The sequence below is a fragment of the Microbacterium pratiae genome, from assembly GCF_047302165.1.
Classification (GTDB): domain Bacteria; phylum Actinomycetota; class Actinomycetes; order Actinomycetales; family Microbacteriaceae; genus Microbacterium.
Window position 1 is genome coordinate 493,936 of sequence record NZ_CP154843.1, and the last position, 21,032, is coordinate 514,967.

The 21,032-nt window shown below is 69.9% G+C and carries 18 protein-coding genes; 9 read left to right on the forward strand and 9 right to left on the reverse strand.

Annotation, left to right across the window (positions count from 1 at the left end; genetic code table 11):
• Position 1 precedes the first annotated feature (1 nt).
• The 4 genes from AA0Y20_RS02330 to eda are packed head-to-tail and all read left to right on the forward strand — an operon-like array spanning position 2 to position 3,277.
• Entirely contained in the window at positions 2–1,537 is a 1,536-nt protein-coding gene (locus AA0Y20_RS02330) for a xylulokinase (protein ID WP_412937139.1), read from the forward strand.
• Entirely contained in the window at positions 1,534–2,259 is a 726-nt protein-coding gene (locus tag AA0Y20_RS02335; protein ID WP_412937141.1) for an SDR family oxidoreductase, read from the forward strand. Before AA0Y20_RS02330 ends, AA0Y20_RS02335 begins: the two co-directional genes overlap by 4 nt.
• A complete protein-coding gene (rbsD, locus tag AA0Y20_RS02340) occupies positions 2,259–2,651 on the forward strand; it encodes a D-ribose pyranase (RefSeq protein ID WP_412937143.1) in 393 nt (130 codons plus the stop codon). Before AA0Y20_RS02335 ends, rbsD begins: the two co-directional genes overlap by 1 nt.
• Positions 2,648–3,277 carry a bifunctional 4-hydroxy-2-oxoglutarate aldolase/2-dehydro-3-deoxy-phosphogluconate aldolase gene (gene eda, locus AA0Y20_RS02345; protein ID WP_412937145.1) on the forward strand — a complete coding sequence of 210 codons (630 nt, stop codon included), beginning with the start codon at positions 2,648–2,650 and terminating at the stop codon, positions 3,275–3,277. The genes rbsD and eda overlap by 4 nt, the downstream gene beginning before the upstream one ends.
• On the opposite strand, the gene AA0Y20_RS02350 is transcribed toward eda, so the two are convergent.
• Genes AA0Y20_RS02350 through AA0Y20_RS02380 form a run of 7 tightly spaced genes read right to left on the reverse strand, consistent with a single transcriptional unit; the run spans position 3,268 to position 10,946 of the window.
• On the reverse strand, positions 3,268–4,455 hold the full coding sequence (locus tag AA0Y20_RS02350; RefSeq protein WP_412937147.1) for an ROK family transcriptional regulator: 1,188 nt from the start codon (positions 4,453–4,455) through the stop codon (positions 3,268–3,270). The genes eda and AA0Y20_RS02350 overlap by 10 nt on opposite strands.
• Complete coding sequence (locus tag AA0Y20_RS02355; RefSeq protein ID WP_412937149.1) at positions 4,439–5,728, reverse strand: hypothetical protein; 1,290 nt, start codon at positions 5,726–5,728, stop codon at positions 4,439–4,441. Before AA0Y20_RS02355 ends, AA0Y20_RS02350 begins: the two co-directional genes overlap by 17 nt.
• Positions 5,725–6,513: an ABC transporter ATP-binding protein gene (locus AA0Y20_RS02360; protein ID WP_412937150.1), complete on the reverse strand. Its 789-nt coding sequence runs from the start codon at positions 6,511–6,513 to the stop codon at positions 5,725–5,727. Before AA0Y20_RS02360 ends, AA0Y20_RS02355 begins: the two co-directional genes overlap by 4 nt.
• Positions 6,510–7,367 (reverse strand): ABC transporter ATP-binding protein, encoded by an 858-nt coding sequence (locus AA0Y20_RS02365; protein ID WP_412937152.1) that lies wholly within the window; start codon positions 7,365–7,367, stop codon positions 6,510–6,512. The genes AA0Y20_RS02360 and AA0Y20_RS02365 overlap by 4 nt, the downstream gene beginning before the upstream one ends.
• The gene (locus AA0Y20_RS02370) at positions 7,364–8,272 is read right to left on the reverse strand and encodes an ABC transporter permease (protein WP_412937154.1); all 909 of its coding nucleotides are present in this window, start codon (positions 8,270–8,272) and stop codon (positions 7,364–7,366) included. The genes AA0Y20_RS02365 and AA0Y20_RS02370 overlap by 4 nt, the downstream gene beginning before the upstream one ends.
• Positions 8,273–8,275: 3 nt before the next feature.
• On the reverse strand, positions 8,276–9,265 hold the full coding sequence (locus AA0Y20_RS02375; RefSeq protein ID WP_412937155.1) for an ABC transporter permease: 990 nt from the start codon (positions 9,263–9,265) through the stop codon (positions 8,276–8,278).
• Between the two features lie 10 nt (positions 9,266–9,275).
• Positions 9,276–10,946: an ABC transporter substrate-binding protein gene (locus AA0Y20_RS02380; protein WP_412937157.1), complete on the reverse strand. Its 1,671-nt coding sequence runs from the start codon at positions 10,944–10,946 to the stop codon at positions 9,276–9,278.
• Between the two features lie 254 nt (positions 10,947–11,200).
• Between AA0Y20_RS02380 and AA0Y20_RS02385 the strand changes: the two genes are divergently transcribed.
• Positions 11,201–14,143 (forward strand): chitobiase/beta-hexosaminidase C-terminal domain-containing protein, encoded by a 2,943-nt coding sequence (locus AA0Y20_RS02385; RefSeq protein WP_412937159.1) that lies wholly within the window; start codon positions 11,201–11,203, stop codon positions 14,141–14,143.
• Positions 14,144–14,207: 64 nt separating this feature from the next.
• Here the strand turns inward: AA0Y20_RS02385 and AA0Y20_RS02390 are convergent, their stop codons facing one another.
• The gene (locus AA0Y20_RS02390; protein ID WP_412937160.1) at positions 14,208–15,236 is read right to left on the reverse strand and encodes an LLM class flavin-dependent oxidoreductase; all 1,029 of its coding nucleotides are present in this window, start codon (positions 15,234–15,236) and stop codon (positions 14,208–14,210) included.
• Between the two features lie 140 nt (positions 15,237–15,376).
• Between AA0Y20_RS02390 and AA0Y20_RS02395 the strand changes: the two genes are divergently transcribed.
• Entirely contained in the window at positions 15,377–16,333 is a 957-nt protein-coding gene (locus tag AA0Y20_RS02395; RefSeq protein ID WP_412937161.1) for an ATP-grasp domain-containing protein, read from the forward strand.
• Positions 16,334–16,397: 64 nt separating this feature from the next.
• Here the strand turns inward: AA0Y20_RS02395 and AA0Y20_RS02400 are convergent, their stop codons facing one another.
• A complete protein-coding gene (locus AA0Y20_RS02400; RefSeq protein ID WP_412937163.1) occupies positions 16,398–16,934 on the reverse strand; it encodes a hypothetical protein in 537 nt (178 codons plus the stop codon).
• A 170-nt stretch (positions 16,935–17,104) separates the two neighbouring features.
• On the opposite strand from AA0Y20_RS02400, the gene AA0Y20_RS02405 reads away from it, so the two are divergent.
• From AA0Y20_RS02405 to AA0Y20_RS02415, 3 genes are read left to right on the forward strand one after another with little or no spacing between them, the layout of a single operon-like run.
• Positions 17,105–18,667, forward strand: a complete 1,563-nt coding sequence (locus AA0Y20_RS02405; protein WP_412937164.1) for a cryptochrome/photolyase family protein — start codon at positions 17,105–17,107, stop codon at positions 18,665–18,667.
• Positions 18,668–18,671: 4 nt separating this feature from the next.
• The gene (locus AA0Y20_RS02410; RefSeq protein ID WP_412937165.1) at positions 18,672–19,562 is read left to right on the forward strand and encodes a UbiA family prenyltransferase; all 891 of its coding nucleotides are present in this window, start codon (positions 18,672–18,674) and stop codon (positions 19,560–19,562) included.
• The gene (locus AA0Y20_RS02415) at positions 19,559–20,953 is read left to right on the forward strand and encodes a phytoene desaturase family protein (protein WP_412937166.1); all 1,395 of its coding nucleotides are present in this window, start codon (positions 19,559–19,561) and stop codon (positions 20,951–20,953) included. Before AA0Y20_RS02410 ends, AA0Y20_RS02415 begins: the two co-directional genes overlap by 4 nt.
• The last annotated feature ends 79 nt before the right edge of the window (positions 20,954–21,032 follow it).

Below are 21,032 nucleotides of genomic sequence, written 5' to 3' on the forward strand. Positions count from 1 at the left end.
GATGACCGACCTCGGCACGTCGCCAGACCTCGTCCTGGCCTACGACCTCGGCACCGGGGGCTGCAAGGCCTCGCTGTGGACGCCTGCCGCGACGATGCTCGCCGAGACGGTCGTGCCCTACCCGACGACGCATCCCGCGCCGGGACGCAACGAGCAGCGCCCCGCCGACTGGTGGGATGCCGTCGCCGCGTCGACTCGGCGGCTGCTGGAACGCGCGCCCGATGCGCGCGACCGTATCTCGGGCATCGCCCTGTCGGGCCAGAGCCTCGGCGCGGTGCAGCTCGACGAGCGGAGCGAGCTGGTCTCCCCCACGACCCCGATCTGGTCCGACACCCGCGGACGCCCCGACGCCGTCTTCGGCGGCGCCTCCGGCAGCGCCCGCGGCAACGTCTCCGAGGCGGAGTGGTACCGCCGCACCGGCAACGGGTTCGGGGCCGCGCTGTACCCGCTGACGAAAGCCGCGGCGTTCCGCGCCGACGACCCGGACGCCTGGGCGCGCACGCGGCACCTCGTCGGGTCCAAGGACTGGATCAACCTGCGGCTGACCGGCGAGCTCGCGACCGACCCCTCCATGGCCTCGGGCAGCGGCGCGTACGATCTCGCGACGGGCGGATACGACGACGAGCTCCTCGCCGCCGCGGAGCTGCCCCGCGACGTGTTCCCCCGCATCGTGCCGTCCTCGGAGCGGGTGGGCGCGCTCACCCGAGAGGCCGCCGCAGCGCTCGGCCTGCCGTCCGGCATCCCCGTCTTCGCGGGCGCCGTGGACAACGCGGCGATGGCGCTCGGCTCACGCGGCACCGCCGAGGGGCGCATCTACGCGGCACTGGGCTCTTCGAGCTGGATCACCGTCACTTCGGCGCGGCCCGTCATCGACGAGAACGCGCGACCCTACGTCTTCGCACACGCGATCCCCGGCATGTTCGTCAGCGCCCTGTCGACCTTCAGCAGCGGCACGAGCCTCGAATGGCTGCACGCGACCCTCGCCCCGGGCACCGCCACCGCGGCCATCATCGACCTCGCGGCGGACAGTGCGCCCGGAGCCCGCGGCGTCAGCTTCGTCCCTACCCTCGCGGGTGGCACTCCGCTCGAGGGCGGCAGCGGCGCGCGGGGCGGTTTCACGGGCCTGCACCTCGGCGCCGGCCCGGCGGACCTCGTGCGCGCCTGTCTGGAGGGCATCGCCTTCTCGCTCGACCGCAGCCTCGCCCTGATGCGCGAGCTCAGCGGCTCGCACGAGCCGCTGCTCATCACCGGCGGCGGCAGCCGTTCGCCCCTGTGGAACGGCATCTATGCCGACATCCTGCGGTCTCCCCTGCAGCGCTCGGCCGTGGATCAGCAGGCCGCGACGCTCGGTGCCGCCACGATCGCACTCGTCGGACTCGGCATCTGGGACGACTACGCGCGAGCGGATGCCGCCCACGCCCGCCTCGACGAGATCGTGCCCACCGCCCCCGGGTCGTACGCCCGCGCTCGCGAGCGTTTCGACGCAGCCGCCTCGGCTCTCGCCTCCCTCACCCCGACACAGGAGAACCCCACATGACCGACCTCCCCCTCGTCGTGATCACCGGCGCGAGCTCCGGCATCGGCGCGGCCACGGCGCGCGCCTTCGCCGACGCCGGGCACCCGCTCCTCCTCATCGCCCGCCGCCTCGAGCCCATGGTCGAGCTGGGCCTCGAGAACGCCGAGCTCGCCGCCGTCGACGTCACCGACACCGCGGCCGTGGCGGAGGCGCTCGCCCGTGCCGAGGAGCGGTTCGGTCCCGCCGACCTGCTCGTCAACAACGCGGGACTGATGGCCCTGTCGTCGGTCGCCGAGCAGGATCCTGCGCTCGTGCAGGAGCAGTTCGACGTCAACTGCGTCGCGCTCATGAAGAACAGCCAGCTCGTCCTGCCGGGGATGCAGGCCCGCCGCCGCGGCACGATCGTCAACATCGGCTCGATCGCCGGCAAGCAGCTGTACACCGACCACACCGTCTACAACGGCACCAAGTACGCCGTGCACGCCATGACCGAGGGGCTCCGTCGCGAGAACGCCGCGCACGGCGTGCGGGTGCTGCTCGTCGCCCCCGGCATGGTCGACACCGGCCTGCTCGGCAACACCGGCGCGGGCGACGTGCTCGACGGCTACCTCGACTACAAGAGCAGCATCGGCGGAGGCCTGCGTCCCGACGACATCGCGCAGGCGATCCTCGCCGCCTACCAGCTGCCCCAGCACATCAGCTTCCGCGAGATCGTGGTCGCCCCGACGTCGCAGGACGCCTGATGAAGCGCCGCGGCATCCTCAACGCCGACCTCGCGGGCCGCCTCGCGGCGCTCGGCCACACCGACCGGTTCCTCGTGACCGACTCCGGCTTCCCCGTTCCCGCCGGGGTGCCCGTCGTCGACCTGCGGGTCGTCTACGGGCTGCCCGGCTTCGCGCCCGTGCTCGACGCGATCCTCGCCGAGGTCGTGGTGGAGGCCGCCGTCGTGGCCGAGGAGCTGGCTGCGGCCAACCCCGGCATCGCCGGCGAGGTGGAACGCCACCTGCCCGACGCCACGACCCTCTCCCACGCGGACCTCAAGCGGGAGGGCGACATCCGCTTCGCGGTGCGCACCGCCGAAGACACCCCGTACGCCAACGTCCTGCTCACCGCGGGCGTCGGGTTCCCGGTATGACCGGGGTCGAGCCGCCGGCCGGCGCCGGACCGCTGCGCGGCGAACCGATCGTGCCGGTCGTGGTGCTGCACGATGCGGCCGACGCGCACCCTCTCGCCGACGCGCTCGTGGCCGGCGGCATCCGATGCGCCGAGATCACGCTGCGCACCCCTGCGGGCATCGACGCGATCCGCGCGCTGCGCGATCGTGACGACATCCTCGTCGGCGCGGGCACCGTCGTCGTCCCCGACCAGGTCGACGCGGTCGTCGAGGCGGGAGCCGCGTTCGCCGTCTCGCCGGGCTTCGACGCCGACGTCGTCGACCGTTGCGCCGAGCGCGGCCTGCCGATCGTTCCCGGCGTCGCCACGGCGAGCGACATCCAGGCGGCGCTGCGCCGCGGCCTCCGCTATCTGAAGCTCTTTCCCGCGGGACTCGTCGGCGGCCTCGCCGCGGTGCGGGCCTTCGCCGGCCCGTTCCCCGACGTGCGGTTCCTGCCGTCGGGCGGAGTCTCGGCCGACAACGCCGCGGAGTACCTCGCCGATCCCGCGGTCTTCGCGGTCAGCGGCTCGTGGATGGTGCCCGCCGACACCCTGCGCACCGGCGACTGGGCCACCGTCGAGCGTCTCTCCCGCGCCGCTCAGAGCTGAGCCCGCGGACCCGCCAGCGCCTCGCGCAGCACGATCGCGGCGCCCCCGAGAGCGGCCGAACGGCTCGGGTCGGCCGAGGCCACGACGCGCACGGGGTGAGACCGGCGCGCGAAGAACGTGCCCGCGAGCACGGCACCGATCCGCTCGGCGAACACGGGTGCGGCGCCCGCGAAACCGGCCCCGGTGAGCACGACGAGGTCGAGGTCGAGCAGGTTGACGAGGCTCGTCACCGCGACGGCGAGCGCATCCGCCGAGCGTGCCACCGCGGCCACCGCGTCAGCGTCGTCGCCCGCACCCGCACGCGCCGCGATGTCCGGCCAGTCGCGATGCTCGCCCGTCGAGGCGAGGTAGCGCTCCTCCGCCGCCGGCGGCGCGGCGAACAGCTCGAGGCAGCCGCGGTTGCCGCAATGGCAGCGCGGACCGTCGAGATCGATCGAGACGTGGCCGATCTCGCCCGCGTTGCCGCTGATGCCGCGGAGAAGCTCGCCCGCGATCATGATGCCGGCCCCGATACCGATGCCCATGTGGATCGTGGCGAACGTCCCTTGGCCGTTCGTCGCGCGCGACCAGTACTCCCCCGCCGCCGCGGCCGTTGCGTCGTTCTCCATCACCACCGGCAGCCCGAGGGCTTCGGCGAGCGCGTCGCGCACGCTGAAGTCCGACCAGGGCAGCGATGACGGCAGCTGCACGGCGGCTCCACTCATGACGTCGATCGGGCCCGGAACGACCATCCCCACCCCGGCCACGATCTCACGCTCGATTCCCGCCTCGGCGATGATCGAGTCGACCTCGCCGGCGATGCGGCGGACGACCTCCGCCGGCTCGAGCCGGCCTGCCCCCGCCGCCGTGCGCTCGGCGACGAGCTCGCCCCAGACGTTCACCACCACGTACGAGGTCGCGGCGAACCCCAGCACGATGCCGATCGCGTAGCGCGAATCGGGTCGGGCCTCCAGCAGCGTCCGGCGCTTGCCCCCGGTCGGCTCGCCTACCCCCGTCTCGACGACGAGGCCGTCGGCGATGAGGTCGCGCACGACCGTCGTCATGGTGGCAGGGGTCAGCGCGGTCACCTCGGCGAGCTCGGTGCGGCTGATCGGGCCCGCCACACGGATCAACTCGAGCACGACCGCTCGGGTCGGGCGCCGCACGGGTGCGGCATCCGGTTCAGGGACGGGACGCATCGGCATCCGGATCGGCGCGCGCGTCGGCGGCCCGTCGCGGCAGCAGTGCGAGGGTCGTGCCGAGCGGGTCGGGCATCACGAAGTGCCCGAACGTGTCGTTGGCGAAGAACATGACGCCGTCCAGCATCCCACTCAGCTCGCCGTATACGGCCCGCTGCCGATGCCAGAAGTGCGGCGAGTCGAGGTACACCCGGTACCAGTACCAGGGGTCGACGAAATCGAGCGAGTAGACGACCTCGAGCCCGCCACCCAGCCGCTCGCGCAGCGCGATCTTGCTGCGCGCGGACGCCTCGATGTTCTCCTCGCGTGCGAGGACGGCGAAGTTCGAGACGACGATGCCGCTCAATGCCGCGTACGCCTCATCGGTCATGCCCCAGACGTCCTGCTCCAGCTCGACGGGCCAGAACGAGTCCTGCCAGTAGATGCGCGCTCCCGCGGCTGTCGCGCCCGCGGCCGCGTCGAGCAGCTCGCGCAATCGCGTGAAGAACCGCGTCACCGACGCACGGCGCTCGGGCGTCGACTCCACCGCGTGCTCGGGATGCCAGATGCCGATGAGCCCGAACTGGTTGCCGAGGGTGATCCCATCGAGCCCGAAGTCGGCGACGAACGCCGCGATCTGGCGTGCGGCGAACCGCTCGACCGGCTCGCCGGGAGGGATGCCGTCCGGGTACGACGCGTACGTCTCGGTGTCGGCGTCGAGCACCGCGGCCACGTCGAGGAGACCCGGGGCGATGTTGCCGCCGGCATCCACCCATCCGGACGCCGCCTCGGGATGCCGTTCCGTCTTCCACACGCACGCGCAGAACTCGGAGCCCGGTTCGAGGTACTCGAGCAGCACGAGCGGGATGCCGCGGCCCCGCGCCTCGTCGCGGAATGCGCGGTAGATCGCACGGAGGACGGCGTAGTCCATCGGCTGCTCGCTCAGCACGAACGCCGGACCGGCGTGGTACGGGTTCCCCGCGATGACGCGATCCTCCCGCGCGACGCGCAGCCAGTGGCCGTTGTGGTCGCGCGTCGAGACGTTGGTGCCGACGTAGGAGTTGTAGCGGCCCCAGTCGAACCTCGTCGTCTCGTGCCCCGCGCCCGGGTATGCGAGCACGTGGTCGCCGTTGCCCGCGCAGAAGGTGACGACGACCTCGTCGACGCGTGCGAACCAGCCGGCGTAGTGCTCGAAGAACGCCGCGACCCCGGGCTGCGGATCGGCGACGTCGGCGAAGATCTTCGGGGTCACCCACGTGTGCGCCCGTTGCGGGCGGTGCGTCTCGCCGGTCATGCCGTCTCCGCGAACCGGCGGTGCGGGTCGGGCGCGGCATCCGCGAGCCGCTGCGTGTACGCGTGCTGCGGATGCAGGATGACGTCGTCGGCCGGACCGCGTTCGACGATCTCACCGTGGTACATCACGAGGATCTCGTCGGAGAAGTGCCGAGCGGTCGCGAGGTCGTGCGTGATGTACAGCACCGCGAGGTCGTCTTCGCGCTGGATGTCGGCCAGCAGGCGCAGAACGCCGAGACGGATCGAGACGTCGAGCATCGACACCGGCTCGTCGGCGATCAGCACGCGCGGTGCCGGCGCAAGGGCGCGAGCGATCGCGACCCGCTGACGCTGGCCACCCGACAGCTCGTGCGGACGGCGGTGCAGGTGCTCGTCGGGGTCGAGCTGGACGCGTTCGAGAAGCTCGGCGGCGGCCCGCTGCACCTGTGCCTTTCCCCGTACGCGCCCCGACATCACGAGCGGCCGGGCGATGTGGTGGTAGATCGAGTGGAAGGGGTTGAGCGAGGCGAACGGGTCCTGGAAGACCATCTGAACCGCGGTGCGGTACTCCCGCGCCGCGCGTCCCCGGGTCGGGGGCTTCTCGCCGTCGAGCAGGATTTCGCCGCCGCTGGGCTGTTCGAGCAGCAGCAGCATCTTGGCGATCGTCGACTTGCCGCTGCCGCTCTCGCCGACGAGCGCGACCGTCTGCCCGTAGTCGATCGCGAGGTCGACTCCTCTCACCGCCTCGACGGCGCTGCGCCCCGTGCCGTACGTCTTGCGCAGCCCGATGGCCTCGATCGCGGTCATGCGCCCTCCTCCGTCGTGGTCGCCGTCGCCGTCGCTCCGGCGTACCCGAGGCGTTCGCCCGTCAGGCTCGGGAACGCGGCGAGCAGCTCGCGCGTGTACGGGTCCCGCGGTCGGTGATAGATGTCTCGCGTCGAAGCGAGCTCGACGATCTCGCCGCGCCGCATGATCGCGATGCGGTCGCTGATCTCGAGCAGCAGCGGCAGGTCGTGCGTGATGAAGATGACGGCGAAGCCCAGTTCGTCGCGCAGTCGCGTGATCTCGGCGATGATCTCGCGCTGGACGACGACGTCGAGGGCGGTGGTCGGTTCGTCCATGATCATCACGGGCGGGTCGAGCAGCAGCGCCATCGCGATCATGACGCGCTGACGCATCCCGCCCGACAGCTCGTGCGCATAGGCGTCGAGTCGCTCGGCCGGCACACCCACGACGCGCATGAGGTGCTCGCAGCGGTCGCGACGCTCCTGCTTCGTCATCGTCGGGCGGTGCGTGGTCAGCACGTCCTCGAGCTGGGCGCGCACGCGCAGGACCGGGTTGAGCGCGTTCATCGCGCCCTGGAAGACCATCGAGATGCGATCCCAGCGGAACGCCCGCAGTGCCGCTCCCTCGAGCTCGTCGACCCGCACCGATCGGTCCCCGCCCAGGAACCGCACGGCACCGCCGACGACCTCGGCCGGCGGCTTGAGAAGCCGGGTGATGCCGTACGCGAGGGTCGTCTTGCCGCATCCGGACTCGCCCGCGATGCCGAGGATCTCCCCGCGCCGCAGGTCGAAGCTCACTCCCGCGACGGCGTGGACGACGGGGTCGGATGCGTAGTCGATGCGCAGATCCTCGATGCTCAGCACGACGTCGTTCATGAGACGGCCTTCCGACGGGGACGTGCGGCGGCCGGCAGCCGCAGCTTGGGGTTCACGATCTCGTCGAGCGCGAAGTTCACGAGCGACAGCGCCGCGCCGAGCGTCGCGATGAGCAGGCCCGGCGGCACGAACCACCACCACGCCCCGGCCCGCAGTGCCGAGTTCATCTGCGCGTCGTAGAGCATGCGCCCCCACGTGTAGTCGCCCGTCACCCCGAGGCCGAGATACGACAGCCCCGCCTCGGCGAGGATCGCCGACACGACGCCGAAGATGAAGGACGACGCGAGGATGGGCAGCAGATTCGGCAGGATCTCGACCGTGATGATGCGGAAGGTCCGTTCGCCCGCGACGCGCGCGGCCGCCACGTAGTCGCGGTTGCGCAGACTGAGCGTCACCGCGCGCAGCACTCGCGCGCCGCCCGCCCAGCTGGTGAGCGCCAGGATCAGCGCGACGACCCCGAGACCGCGGCTCTCGACGTAGCTCGAGACGACGATGATGAGCGGCAGGCCGGGGATGACGAGGGCGATGTTCGTGATGAGCGAGAAGCCCTCGTCGAACCAGCGCCCGAGATACGCACCGACGATGCCGAAGAACGCCGACAGCACGAGGCTGAGCACCCCCACGACCACACCGATGAGCAGCGAGTTCGTCGTCGACACGGCGAGCTGCGCGAAGATGTCCTGCCCCTTCTGCGTCGTGCCGAGCCAGAACTCGGGGCTCGGCGGGGTGATCCCGATCGGCCGGATGCGGAACGGGTCGCCGACGAAGAACGGGGCGACGAGACCGAACAGCACGATGGCGCCCGTGATCGACAGGCCGACGACCAGCTTCGTGCTGACCTGGCGGCGGCGACGACGGCGCGGCGACAGCTGCGCGAGGGTGGCGGTGACCGATTGCGACGACATCCGTTACCTCCGGATCCGGGTACGGGGGTCGATCACTCCGTAGAAGAGGTCGACGATGAGGTTGGCGGCGAGCACGGCCAGCGTGATCACGAGGAAGAGCCCCTGCATGAGCGCGTAGTCGTTGTTGTTCACCGACTGCAGAAGGGCGTATCCGATGCCCGGATACGAGAAGACCTGCTCGGTGACGAGCGAGCCCGAGACGACGAAGCCGAGCGACAGGGCGAAGCCGGCGACGGAGGGGAGGATGGCGTTCCGCGCGGCGTACCGCTGCCGCACCCGCACCGGCGAGAGCCCCTTCGCCTCGGCCGTGGTGATGTAGTCCTCCGACAGCGTCGCGACCATCATGTTGCGCATGCCCAGCATCCAGCCGCCGACCGAGCTGATGACGATCGTGAGGGCGGGCAGGAACGCGTGGTAGACGGCACTGCCCAGGAAGTCGGCCGACCAGCCCGGCATCGTGGTGTAGATGTCATAGCCGCCGAAGGCCGGGAAGACCGGCCAGATGACGGCCAGGAGATAGACCAGGATGATGGCCATCCAGAAGTACGGCACCGCCTGGAGCATCGTCGTGATGGGGATGAGGTTGTCGAGCCAGCCGCCGCGGCGCCACCCGGCGATCGTGCCGAGGGTGATGCCGAGCACGAACGAGAGCACGGTCGACACCCCCACGAGCACGATCGTCCAGGGCAGCGCCTGCGAGATGACGTCGACGACCGGCGTCGGGTAGTACGTGATCGAAGGGCCGAAGTCGAACGTCAGGACGTTGCGGAGGTAGCCGAGGTACGCCTCCCACACGGGGACGTCGGTACCGGTGCCCAGCAGCAGCTCGAGGCTCTGCCGCGCAGCCGGGCTGACCGGCCCCTTCTGCGCGAGCTTGGCGAGCATGATGTCGACCGGGTTGCCCGGCAGCAGGCGCGGGATGAAGAAGTTCAGGGTCACCGCGGCCCAGAGGGCGATGGCGTAGAACGCGAGCTTTTTTGCGTAGTACTTCATCCCCGCCGGCTCACTCCCCGACCGGCTGCAGGTTCGCCGCCACGACGCCGAGGTTCCAGATCGACCAGGCTGCGGGGAACGCGTACAGGTCATCCTCGGTGGGCCAACCGGTCGCGTCGTCGGTGTTGTAATACGTCACCGTCGGAACGACGAGCACGGGGATGTAGGGCATGGATGCCGCGATGATCCGCTGGATCTCGAAATACAGCTCTCGGCGGCGCTCCGGGTCGACCTCGACGCGGGCCTGATCGACGAGTGCATCGACCTCGGGGTCGGTGTAGCGCGAGTAGCTCGTGGGAGCCTGCTCGCCGACCGGTGCCGTGGCGGCGGTCGTGTAGTAGTTCGCGTAGATGTAGTACGGATCGGCCGACGGCCCCTGGTAGACGCCGTCCATCGTGAACGAGAACTTGCCTGAGAAGCGGTTCTCGTTCCACTGCGCCCCGGGGAGCGCCTCGGGCTTCAGGTCGATGCCGATGTCGGCGAGCTGCTGCGATGCGACCTCGACAGCGGTGACGTAGGAGGTCCATTCCTGCGGGACCTGCACGGTCACGCTCAGCCGTTCGCCGTCCTTCTCGTAGATGCCGTCGGCGCCCGGGGACCAACCGGCCTCCTCGAGCACGGCCGCGGCAGCGGCCGGGTCGGCCGATGGCGACGTCGTGTCACCGAGGTCCGACGCGATGTACTCGGCGTCGCGCTCCGGCAGCAGCATGGCCGGCGAGACAGCACCGCCGAGGCCCTCGAACGCGATGTCGATGATCTCCTGCCGGTCGAGGCCGAGGCTGATGGCGAGCCGGACCGCGGGGTCGGTCTGGGGTCCGGAACAACCCAGCGAGACGTCGGCGCACGAGATCCACGCGGTCTGATTGATGGGCGTGTTGATCTGGTTCAGCGTCGGGTGCGACTCGACCTCGTCGGCGAAGTCGGGGACCAGGCCGGTGTTCCAGTCGAGCTGACCGTTGACCATTGCGGTGGTGGCCGCGTCGCCGCTGGCGAAGGAGACGTAGCGCAGCGTCTCGAGCGCCGGTTTGCCCTCCTGCCAGTACGAGCTGTTCTTCTGCAGCACATAGCTCTGCGGCGTGAAGGTCGAGAGGGTGAACGGTCCGGTTCCGACAGGCTCCTCGTTGACGAAGTTGGCGACGTCGTCGAAGGTCGACCAGAGGTGTTCGGGCACGATCGCGGTCCGGCCGATGAGCTCGGGACCGATCGGCAGCGACGGTTCGTCGAAGGTGACGACGACGGTGTCGTCGTCGATCGCTTCGGCTGAGCCGGTGTAGCCGATGGTGTTGATCTCGGGGGTGTCGGCGATCAGGTCGAAGGTGAACGCCACGTCGTCGGCGGTGAGATCCTCGCCGTCCGACCAGGTGACGCCGTCGCGCACCTGGATGGTCAGCTCGGTCGCCTCGTCGTTCCACGAGTACTCGGTGCCGAGCATCGGCTGCGGCTCGCCGACGGCGAGGTTGTTGTAGAAGAACAGCGGCTCGTAGATGGCCCCGAGCGTGGGCTGCAGCACGTTCGGCGAGAACGGGTTGAAGTTCTTGGTGATGTCGCCGATCGCGCCGGTCGAGATCGAGATGCCGCGGTCGTCTCCGCTCTGCGGTGCACAGCCGCTCACGAGCAGCAGGGCTACGGCTCCCGCCGCAAGGGGCGCGGCGGCACGGGACCAAGGGGTTCGGAGGATCATCGTCGTTCCTTTCCGACACGTCGATGTGCGGGTTCGGGGCCGGGCTGCCCGGTGAAAAGTAAAGTACCTGAAATTAGCCCAGATCGGTAGCCCGACTACAAAGAATGTCCGCAAGCTGGTCCCTTGTGGGTCGGAACAGCCCTGATATACGGTGCTCGACATCAGATGTTCGTAGTCGCACTACCTGGTGTCGCCATCGACGGTCCCGAACCGCAAGCGACTGCGCTCCATCGACGCAGATAGGAGATCCCCCCGTGAAACGACGAATCGGCGCTGCGGTCGCAGCGGCCGCCACCGTGATAGCCGGCTCTGTGGCCGCCGGCGCGCTCGGACCCGTCTCTCCCGCCACCGCCGACGACACCGCGCCCGCAGAGCAGCGGACGGTCACCGTCGCACTCGATGAGACCGTGCAGGAGGACTACCTCGGCATCGGCGTGAACGTCATTCCGTGGAGCCTGCTCGAGGGCACCACGCGCCTCGGTTACGACGACGCCGACTGGGAGGTCGACGTCGAACGCATCCTGACGCTGCAGCCGAAGGTCGCTCGTGTCTGGTTCCAGATCGACTGGATGGAGCTGGAGAAGGGCCAGTACGACTTCGACAGCCCCGAGATGCGGGCCTTCTACCGTTACCTCGACGCCTTCGAGCAGGCGGGAACCGAGGTTCTGCTGAACTTCGGCTGGAAGGTCGGCGAGCGCGTCCACGACTGGTTCCTCTACCCCGGCGTGACGAAGCCCTACGAGAGCGCTCCGGGCGACCTCGACGCCTACGGACGCTCGGCATCCGCGCTTCTCGATGAGCTGATCAACGCGCGCGGCTACGACAACATCGACTTCCTCACCTTCTACAACGAGCCCAACGGCAGCTGGGACTTCGAGGGCCCCGCCGATCAGAAGGCGTACTACGCCGAGATGGCGCGCAAGGTCCACGACCAGCTGATCGCCGACGGCCTGCGCGACGAGGTGCAGATCTGGGGTCCGGAGGAGGTCAACGCCCCCGACTGGACCCAGTACATGGCCGAGAACGCGGGCGATGTCTTCGATCAGTACTCGTTCCACCTGTACGGGGAGTCATACGAGTTCCTCGGCGACGCGATCGATCAGCGACGTTCGACGATCGGCGACGCGCCCCTCAACCTCTCCGAGATGGGGTGGACGAACCCGGGCACGAGCGTGTGGGAAACCGGCTACGCGAACTACATCATCGGCAGCGCCAACAACGGCATCCATTCCAACCTCGTGTGGCAGCTCAACGGCGTCATGACCCACGACCCGGCGGGTGACACGAACGGCTCCTACAACCTGTGGGACTCGCTCGTCCTCGGCCTCGAGCCCACGGCCGCGTTCTACGAGGCCGGCCTGCTCATGCGGTACATCCCCGAGCACAGCACGGTGCTCGGCACCGAGACCTCGCATGACGACGTGCGCGCCACTGCGTTCCGGGATCGCGACGGCGAGCTCACCGTGCTCGTCGAGACGCAGTCGGGTTCGCCTAAGGACGTCCGCGTGGAGTTCACCGGAGGCGACGTCACCGAATCGTTCACGCGCCTGGCGTACTCCGACTCGATCGCCGAGCCCGAGAAGAACGCGCTGCTGCCGGCTTCGTCGGGAACGCTGACGCCCGCGGGCAACGCGTTCACCGACGATGCGATCGGCGACGAGAACACCTTCGCCATCTACACGACCTCGCCTGCGGCGACCCAGGTGGCCGTCGACCCGGTCGAATCGACCGTCGCCGGGGGCGAGCAGGTCGACCTCGACGCGCGTGTCATCGACGGCTCGGACGACCTGACCTGGTCCGTCGTCGGCGATGACAACGGCGCGGTCGACGCGGACGGCCTCTTCACGGCACCGGATGTCGCGACCGAGCGCACAGTCGCTATCCGCGCGACCCTCGACGACGGCGTGTACGGCGTCGCCCAGGTGCTGGTCACGCCGGCCTCGAAGGCCGGAGTGGCGGATGCTCCGGTGTTCAGCCTCGAGCCGGGGCTCTACGAATCGGTCGAGGCGGTCAGCATCACGACCGGCACTCCCGGCGCCGAGATCCGGTACACGACGGACGGCAGCGTCCCCACCGCCGAATCGACGCTGTACACGGGCCAGATCGTCCTCGCTCCCCTGAAGACGACCTATCTGCGAGCGATCGCGGTGGGCGACGACCTCGAGGACTCGGGCGTGACCTCGCGCCTGTACAAGGTGCTCGACGTGCAGAACGCGCCCGACGGGTACGTCTTCTGCCAGTACCAGGACAGCGGTGCGTGCACCTTCGACGGCGAGGCCAGCGTGGCCTTCGGGTCCGACGGTCTGTTCCGCTACGGCACGTTCACCGACGGCGTGGACTGCACCGCGGCGAGCTTCGGAGGCGACCCGAACCCGGGCGGCGACAACCGGTGCTTCGTGAACCCCGATGTTCCCGATGAGCAGCCGATCGTCACCATCTACAACGCCGGCTTCGAGCGGCCCGCCACCGGAGGGACGTCGAACGGACCGATGGTCAACGGATGGACGTTCAGCGCACGTGCCGGCATCCAGCACAACAACAGCGTCTTCCAGCCCGCCTTCCCCGCCCCGCAGGGCGAGCGCACGGCGTACCTCAAGAGCGACTCCGGGCTCGCGAGCCGCATCGACCAGACCGTGCGCTTCCCGGCCGGTACCTTCGCGATCACCTTCGCGGCTGCCAATCGCGTGGGCTTCGGCGGCCAGCAGGAGTTCGACGTCCTCGTCGACGACCAGAAGCTCGGACACTTCGTGCCGACGCGCGACGGGAAGTACACAGCCTTCGAGTCCGAGCCGTTCACCGTCGAGGAGGGCGAGCACACGATCTCGTTCGTCGCCACGACGACCGACGGCGACAACACGGGCTTCGTCGACGACGTCCAGGTCGTCGCGGCAGAGGCACCCCAGCCCGAGCCCGAGCCCGAGCCCGACACGGTGAAGCCGACGGTGACGGTGAAGGACGGCGCGTCGTTCACGACTCGCGACGGCGACGGCTACACGCTCGTGAGCTTCAAGTTGTTCGACGCGGGGAAGATCGACAAGGTCGTGCTCAACGGCGTGACGAAGGACCTGACGGACAACAGCTGGTCGGACGTCAACTTCGTGAAGCCCGGGGTGTTCGGCGCCGTGTCGGGCGCGAACACGCTCGTCGTGCACGACGTCGCCGGCAACACCACGACGGTCGAGTTCACCCTGCGGTGAGCTGAGCCGTCATCGGCGAGGCGGGTCCGGTTCCATCCGGGCCCGCCTCTGTCCGTGCGGGCGTCTATCCGCGGATGTTGACGAGCGGGATGACCTGCTCGGCGAAGCGCTCCAGTTCGTCGAGAGCGGGCGAGAACTGCAGCAGCAGCGTGTCGACGCCGACGTCCTGGAACTCCCGGATGCGGTCGGCGACCTGCTGCGGCGTGCCGACGAGCTCGGGGCGCAGGCCGCGATTCGATACCGAGTACTCGCGCAGGCTGATCTCGACGTCGAGCTGCGACTTGGTCACGAAGTCCTGGTACGACTCGTAGGCCGCCCCGGAGCGCACGTCGGTGATGCGCTCCAGCTCGGCCTGCGCCTCCTCCTCGCTGTCGCGCACGATCGCGAACGCCGCCATGCCGAAGTGCCGGAACGCGGGCTTGCCGACGCGCTCGCGGCGCTCGCGCATGTCGGCGATCTTCGTCCGGAGCTCGTCGACCGTGCCCCCGTGCGTCACGTAGGCATCGGCGAAGCCCGCGATCGCTGCCCGGCCCGCCTCGCTCTCGCCGCCCGCGTAGATCAGCGGCGCCGTGACGGGCTTGGGTTCGAGATGGGTGCCCGCGAGCGAGAAGTGGCGCCCCTCGTGGCTGAAAGGCGTCTGCGACCACAGCCCCCGCAGCACGTCGACGTACTCGGTCGTCAGGGCGTAGCGGTCGTCGTGATCGGCGAACGAGATGCCGTACTGCCGCGCCTCCTCGGCCCACCACGCCGAGACGACGTTGAGTGTGAAGCGGCCCTGGGCGATCTCCTGGATCGTAGCGGCCTGCTTCGCGGCGAGCGCGACGGGGTGGTAACTCGGCCGCAGCGCGGCCATGATCTCCAGCCGGGATGTCACGGCGGCCGTCGCGGTCGCGATGGCCCAGGCGTCGAGCGCGGGACCGGCATGCCCCTTGATGTCGTTGAGGTTCAGCTCAGGCACGAGCGTGACGTCGAAACCGCCGTCCTCCGCCGCCCGCGCGATGCGTGCGATGTGCTCGAAGGTCGCGGGCGTGTGCTCGTCTGCGACGTTGCGCAGCCAGCCGCCGTAGGTAGGGGTCCAGTAGCCGAACCTCATGATGCTCCCTCTCCGGCGGAGCATCCGTCGGTCCCGTCGATCCTCACACGCCCGGTACGTGCCGGGCTCGCGGAGGTCCATGTCGCGTCACGGTCCGTCACGCGGCCCGCGGCCCGGCTCGCTCGGCTTAGCCTGACGGGATGTCGACTTCGCCCCAGGTGTACGTGATCCACGAGAACCCCGAATGGTGGGCGCCCTTCGCCGCCGCCTTCGCGGCCGCGGACGTGCCCGCCGAGCAGTGGCTGCTCACCGACGGCTCGATCGACCTGTCGGCCGAACCGCCGCAGGGCGTCTTCTGGTCGCGGCTGTCGGCCTCGGCGCACACCCGCGATCACGCGCAGTCGAAGGAGTACGGTCGCGCCGTGCTCCGCTGGCTCGAGTCGTGGGGCCGAACCGTGATCGGCGGCAGCCACGTGCTCGAGTTCGAGGTCAGCAAGGTCGCTCAGCACGCGGCGCTGCGGGCCGCCGGGATCGATGTCCCGCGTACGGTCGCCGTCTTCGGCACCGGTGACCTGAAGGAGCGCGCACGCGAGTTCCCGGTGCCGTTCATCAGCAAGCACAACCAGGGCGGCAAGGGCCTCGGTGTCCGCCGCTGGGATTCTTACGACGAATTCGACGCGTGGGTCGACGGCCCCGAGTTCGAGGCATCTCCCGACGGCATCACGCTCATCCAGGAGTTCCTGTTCGCCCGCGACCCGTTCGTCACACGCGCGGAGTACGTGGCGGGAGAGTTCGTCTACGCGGTGCGGGTCGACACGAGCGCGGGCAGCTTCGAGCTCTGTCCCGCCGATGCGTGCGTCGTCGAGCCCGGGGCGGCCGGTTCGCTCGAGCAGGTATTCCCGCCGTTCGCGCTGCGCGACGAGGTCACGGCCGGGCACCCGCTCGTGGCCCAGCACCGCGCCTTCCTGCGGGCCAACGACATCCGCATCGCCGGGATCGAATTCGTCGAGACGATCGACGGGCGTCTCGTGACCTACGACGTCAACACCAACACGAACTACAACCCCGATGTCGAGGCCTCGGCTCACGCGTCCGGGCCGGGCGAGATCGCCCGCTTCCTCGGCGGGCTGCTCTCGCCCTCCTTCTCCGCGGCCTGAGCCGCGGCGATCATCGCCTCGTAGCGCGCACAGCGACTCGCCCACACGACGGTCGCGTACACCGTCACTTCACTCCCCCGGCGTGTGCGCGCGCAGCGAGACCCGGGTGGGGACGCACATCGCCGACCCCGAGCGCGCCGGCGCACGGCACCGCGATGACGTCGCCGGCGCGGACATCAGCGGGCAGCACGACGGCTGCGCCGGGCAGACGCACGCCGTCGGCCCCGCCGACCGCGAACCGCTGGTCGTGCGCGCTCGATACTCGGACGAGCAGCCGCGCCTCGCCCCACACCGCGAGCGCGGCCGCATCGAGGTCGGCGTCGACGACGAGAGCCGGACTGCCGTCGTCCGGCCCGAGAGTCACCCGCAGCAGCAGCACGGTCGTCGTGGCGGTGGCTGACGCCATACCGCCCGACAGGGGGATGACCGCCGGAGCCGTCATGACGGCCGGCAGCCCGCACAGTTCGACGAAGCGCTGCGCAGAGATGCCGCAGACGACGACGTCATCGCACGTGACGACGGTGCGCGCCGGCCACGCATCCCGTGCATGAGGCGACGGGATGCTGCGACGCAGGGTCGGGAGCAGAGACGTGAGGGTCATGGCTCAGGTCTACGCTCGACGTGCTCCACCGGCGGCTCCCCTCACGTCATCCATACGACGGGCGAGCGGATCCTCACGGCTTCACCGCCGCTTCGGCCTTCTCGGCTAGCGCAGCCCGGCCCCGGGCACAAGCGATAGGACGCGCCGGGGGCCGTTCTTACGCTGACACCGTGCTCCGAAACCTCGTCATCGTCCTGGGCGACCAGCTCGACCCCGACGCGAGCGCTTTCGACGACTTCGACCCGGCGCAGGACGCCGTCTGGATGGCGGAGGTCGCCGAGGAGTCGACGCACGTGTGGAGCTCGAAGCCCCGCACCGCCGTGTTCCTCGCCGCGATGCGCCATTTCGCGGCGGACCAGCGCGACGCTGGACACACGCTGCACTACACGGAGCTCGACGCAGGGGGGAACAAGGGGACCTTCGCCGACCAGCTCGCCGCCGACCTGACGACGCTGAAGCCCGAGGCGCTCGTGATGACCGAGCCCGGCGAATGGCGGGTGCGTGAGGCGCTGGAGCAGACGGCGGATGCCGCGGGCATCCCCCTCGAGATCCGCGACGACCGGCACTTCTTCTCGACGGTCGCCGAGTTCGCCGCGCACGCCGAGGGCCGGACGTCCCTGCGGATGGAGTACTTCTACCGCGAGATGCGCAAGCGGCACGGCATCCTCATGACGACCCGCGGCCAGCCCGTCGGCGGCCAGTGGAACTACGACGCCGACAACCGCAGAGCGTTCCCGAAGCAGGGCCCCGGCCTCGTGCCGCCGCGCGCGACCTTCCCGCCCGATGAGATCACGAGCGAGGTGATCGCGCTCGTCGAGAGGGAGTTCGGCGAGCACCCGGGCTCGCTCGACACGTTCGCGTGGCCGGTCACCCGCGCGCAGGCGCTCGAGGCGCTGCAACTGTTCATCGACGAGCGCCTGCCCGGCTTCGGTGATGCTCAAGACGCCATGTGGCCGGGCGAACCCTGGCTGTGGCACGCGCACCTGTCGTCGTCGATGAACCTGAAGCTGCTGCATCCCCGCGAGGTCGTGGCCGCCGCCGAGGAGGCGTACCGGTCGAAGCACGCGCCGCTGTCGGCGGTCGAGGGGTTCGTCCGACAGATACTCGGCTGGCGCGAGTACGTCCGCGGGCTCTACTGGACGCAGATGCCCGGCTACATCCAGCGGAACGCGTTCGAGGCCTTCGAGCCGCTGCCCGACTGGTATTGGACCGGCGACACCCCGATGGCATGCCTCGCGGACGCTATCGGCACGACGCTCGAGAACGGGTATGCGCATCACATCCAGCGCCTCATGGTCACGGGGCTCTACGCGATGCTGCTCGGCGTCGACCCCCGCGAGGTGCACGCCTGGTACCTCGCCGTCTACGTCGACGCTGTCGAATGGGCCGAGCTTCCGAACACCCTCGGCATGAGCCAGTACGCCGACGGCGGGCTCATGGGCAGCAAGCCCTACGCGGCGACGGGCAAGTACATCGACCGGATGAGCCCGTACTGCAAGACGTGCCCGTTCGACCCGGCGAAGCGGATCGGCGAGGACGCCTGCCCCTTCACGACCCTGTACTGGGACTACCTCATCCGGCACGAGGAGCCCCTCGCGTCGAACCATCGCATGGCGTTCCAGCTGAAGAACCTCGGCCGTCTCGACGATGACGAGATCACCGCGATCCGCGATCGCGCCGACGCCATCCGGCGCGGCGACGTGACCGATTCACGAGCATCCGCCCGATGGTGAGATAGTGACGACAGCCGACCCGAGGAGCGCCGCCATCAGCCGCCAGACATCGACCGTGGCGCGCCTCATCCACATCTCGCGGCCCGTCCTGTGGATCAACACGATCGGCACCGGCGCGCTCGGCATGTGGTTGACCGGCCACCTGATCGACGTCGCCGCGATCCCGCTGCTGATCTGGCTGACGCTGCCGTTCAACCTGCTGATCTACGGCGTGAACGACATCTTCGACCAGGACACGGATGCGCTGAACCCGCGCAAGGGGTCGATCGAGGGCGCGCGCATCGATCCGCGCGAGGTGAAGCTCATCGCGTGGGCGGTGGCGATCACCAACGTCCCGTTCCTCGTCTTCTTCGTCATCGCGCTGCCCATCGCCGCGGTCGGTCTGATCCTGCTGTACGCGGGCGTGTTCGTGTTCTACTCGGCGCCCCCGCTGCGGTTCAAGGCGCGCCCGTTCCTCGACTCGCTCAGCAACGCCGCCTACGGTCTGCCGCTGCTGATCCTGCCCGTCGCGCTCGGGGAGCCGCCGGTCTGGCCGGCCGTCGTCGGGCTGCTCGCCTGGAGCGTCGCGAAGCACGCCTACGACGCCGTCCAGGACATCGACGAAGACCGCGAGGCCGGCATCACCACGACCGCCGTCCTGCTCGGCCCGCGGGGCACGGCCCTGTGGAGCGGGACGTGGTGGCTGGTCTCGACGGTGCTGTTCGCGCTCGTCAGCCTGCCCGTCGCCCTGGTCAACCTCGCTCTCGCGGGAACTCTCGTCGTGTGGATGCTGCTGCGCCCGACCCCCAACACGGGCCGCAGGCTCTACCCGCTGTCGATCGCGTTCCCGTACATCGCGGGCTCGGTCGCCAGCGGTCTGCTACTCGCCGCCATGTTCCTCGGGGTCTATCCATGAGCCGTATCGTCGTCGTCGGAGCGGGCCTCGGCGGGCTCGCGGCATCCGCTCTGCTCGCCCATGCCGGCCACCGCGTGACCCTGCTCGAAGCGGCCGACACCGTCGGCGGCAAGAGCCGGCGCATCGAGCTCGACGGCGAGCGCATCGACACGGGACCATCCCTCGTCACCTTCCCGTCGGTATGGGACGAGCTGTCACGCCGGCTGGACGCGGATGCCGGTGGGCTCGATCTCGTTCGTCTCGCCGAGGTCGGCCGCTACTACCACCGCGGCGAAGAGGTATCGCTGCCTGTGCCGGAAGGACACCCCTGGCACGCCGCGTGGCAGCGCTTCAGCGACGAGCATGCCCCGCTCGCGGATGACGTCGCGGCGCTGCTCGTGGCCGATCCGCTCGACCGCGCGTCGCTCCCCGCGCTGCGGCGGCTGCTCGCGGTGTACGGCCGGCGCCTCAGCACCCGCGCCTACCTCGACAGCCTCACCTGGATGCCCGAGGGCCTGCGCGAGATCATCGCGATCCACACCCTCAACGCGGGCGTCTCCCCCGCGCGCACCCCCGCGCTCTATGCGAGCATGCCCGCCGTCATGGCGGCGGACGGCGTATGGGTGCCGCGCGGCGGCGTGTTCGAGATCGTCCTGGCGCTGGAGCGGCTGGCGGATGCCGCAGGCGTCGAGATCCGCACCGGCGAGCGCGTCACCCGCATCGAGCGCGGGCGGGTCACGACCGAGCGCGGCGTGCACGAGGCGGATGTCGTCGTGAGCGGTCTCGACGCGTCGCGACTCGACGCGCTGCTGGGCCGCCGCCGGCTCGCTCCCGCTTCGCCGTCGCTGTCGTGCTCGGCCGTCGCGATCTACGGCGTGCTCGACAAGACCCTCCCCGAGCGGATCGCCGCGCACAGCGTCATCCTGCCCACGAAGCCGGATGCCCTGCACCGCAGTCTCGCCGCCGGCGACGAGCCCGCCGACACGATGGCATTCGTCAACCACTACCGCGCCGGCGAGATCTACCCGAACGACCGCAGCACGCTCGCCATCCTGCTGACGAGCCCCGCCGACGGCGAGGGATACTCCCTCGACCACCCGTTCGTGACGCGTGAGATCGAGCGCATCTCGCGCGTCATGGGTCTCGACGGCCCGCTGACCGACGGGATGGCCGAGACGACCGTCCTCGACCCGCGCTACTTCGGGTCGTTCGGCGAACCCCACGGCGCCCTCTACGGAGCATCCCGACCGCTGTGGATGAGTGGTCCCCTGCACCAGCCCTCACAGCATGACCTCCGTGCGCCCTGGCTCTGGCGCGTCGGCGCATCGGTTCACCCGGGTGGCGGCATCCCTGCCGTGCTCGGCGGCGCCATGATCGTGGCGTCGAAGCTGCTGAAGCGGCATCCGGCCTGAGCGCGCTCGCGGTCCCCCGCCGCACCGTCTCTGTTACATAAGTCGTAGATAAGAAAAGCCAACGCTCGTCATCGGCGGG

Bases quoted from the DNA above. Each gene is read 5' to 3' on its own strand.
- AA0Y20_RS02330 (WP_412937139.1), top strand. From the start codon at position 2: ATGACCGACCTCGGCACGTCGCCAGACCTCGTCCTGGCCTACGACCTC.
- AA0Y20_RS02335 (WP_412937141.1), top strand. From the start codon at position 1,534: ATGACCGACCTCCCCCTCGTCGTGATCACCGGCGCGAGCTCCGGCATC.
- rbsD (WP_412937143.1), top strand. From the start codon at position 2,259: ATGAAGCGCCGCGGCATCCTCAACGCCGACCTCGCGGGCCGCCTCGCG.
- eda (WP_412937145.1), top strand. From the start codon at position 2,648: ATGACCGGGGTCGAGCCGCCGGCCGGCGCCGGACCGCTGCGCGGCGAA.
- AA0Y20_RS02350 (WP_412937147.1), bottom strand. From the start codon at position 4,455: ATGCGTCCCGTCCCTGAACCGGATGCCGCACCCGTGCGGCGCCCGACC.
- AA0Y20_RS02355 (WP_412937149.1), bottom strand. From the start codon at position 5,728: ATGACCGGCGAGACGCACCGCCCGCAACGGGCGCACACGTGGGTGACC.
- AA0Y20_RS02360 (WP_412937150.1), bottom strand. From the start codon at position 6,513: ATGACCGCGATCGAGGCCATCGGGCTGCGCAAGACGTACGGCACGGGG.
- AA0Y20_RS02365 (WP_412937152.1), bottom strand. From the start codon at position 7,367: ATGAACGACGTCGTGCTGAGCATCGAGGATCTGCGCATCGACTACGCA.
- AA0Y20_RS02370 (WP_412937154.1), bottom strand. From the start codon at position 8,272: ATGTCGTCGCAATCGGTCACCGCCACCCTCGCGCAGCTGTCGCCGCGC.
- AA0Y20_RS02375 (WP_412937155.1), bottom strand. From the start codon at position 9,265: ATGAAGTACTACGCAAAAAAGCTCGCGTTCTACGCCATCGCCCTCTGG.
- AA0Y20_RS02380 (WP_412937157.1), bottom strand. From the start codon at position 10,946: ATGATCCTCCGAACCCCTTGGTCCCGTGCCGCCGCGCCCCTTGCGGCG.
- AA0Y20_RS02390 (WP_412937160.1), bottom strand. From the start codon at position 15,236: ATGAGGTTCGGCTACTGGACCCCTACCTACGGCGGCTGGCTGCGCAAC.
- AA0Y20_RS02395 (WP_412937161.1), top strand. From the start codon at position 15,377: ATGTCGACTTCGCCCCAGGTGTACGTGATCCACGAGAACCCCGAATGG.
- AA0Y20_RS02400 (WP_412937163.1), bottom strand. From the start codon at position 16,934: ATGACCCTCACGTCTCTGCTCCCGACCCTGCGTCGCAGCATCCCGTCG.
- AA0Y20_RS02415 (WP_412937166.1), top strand. From the start codon at position 19,559: ATGAGCCGTATCGTCGTCGTCGGAGCGGGCCTCGGCGGGCTCGCGGCA.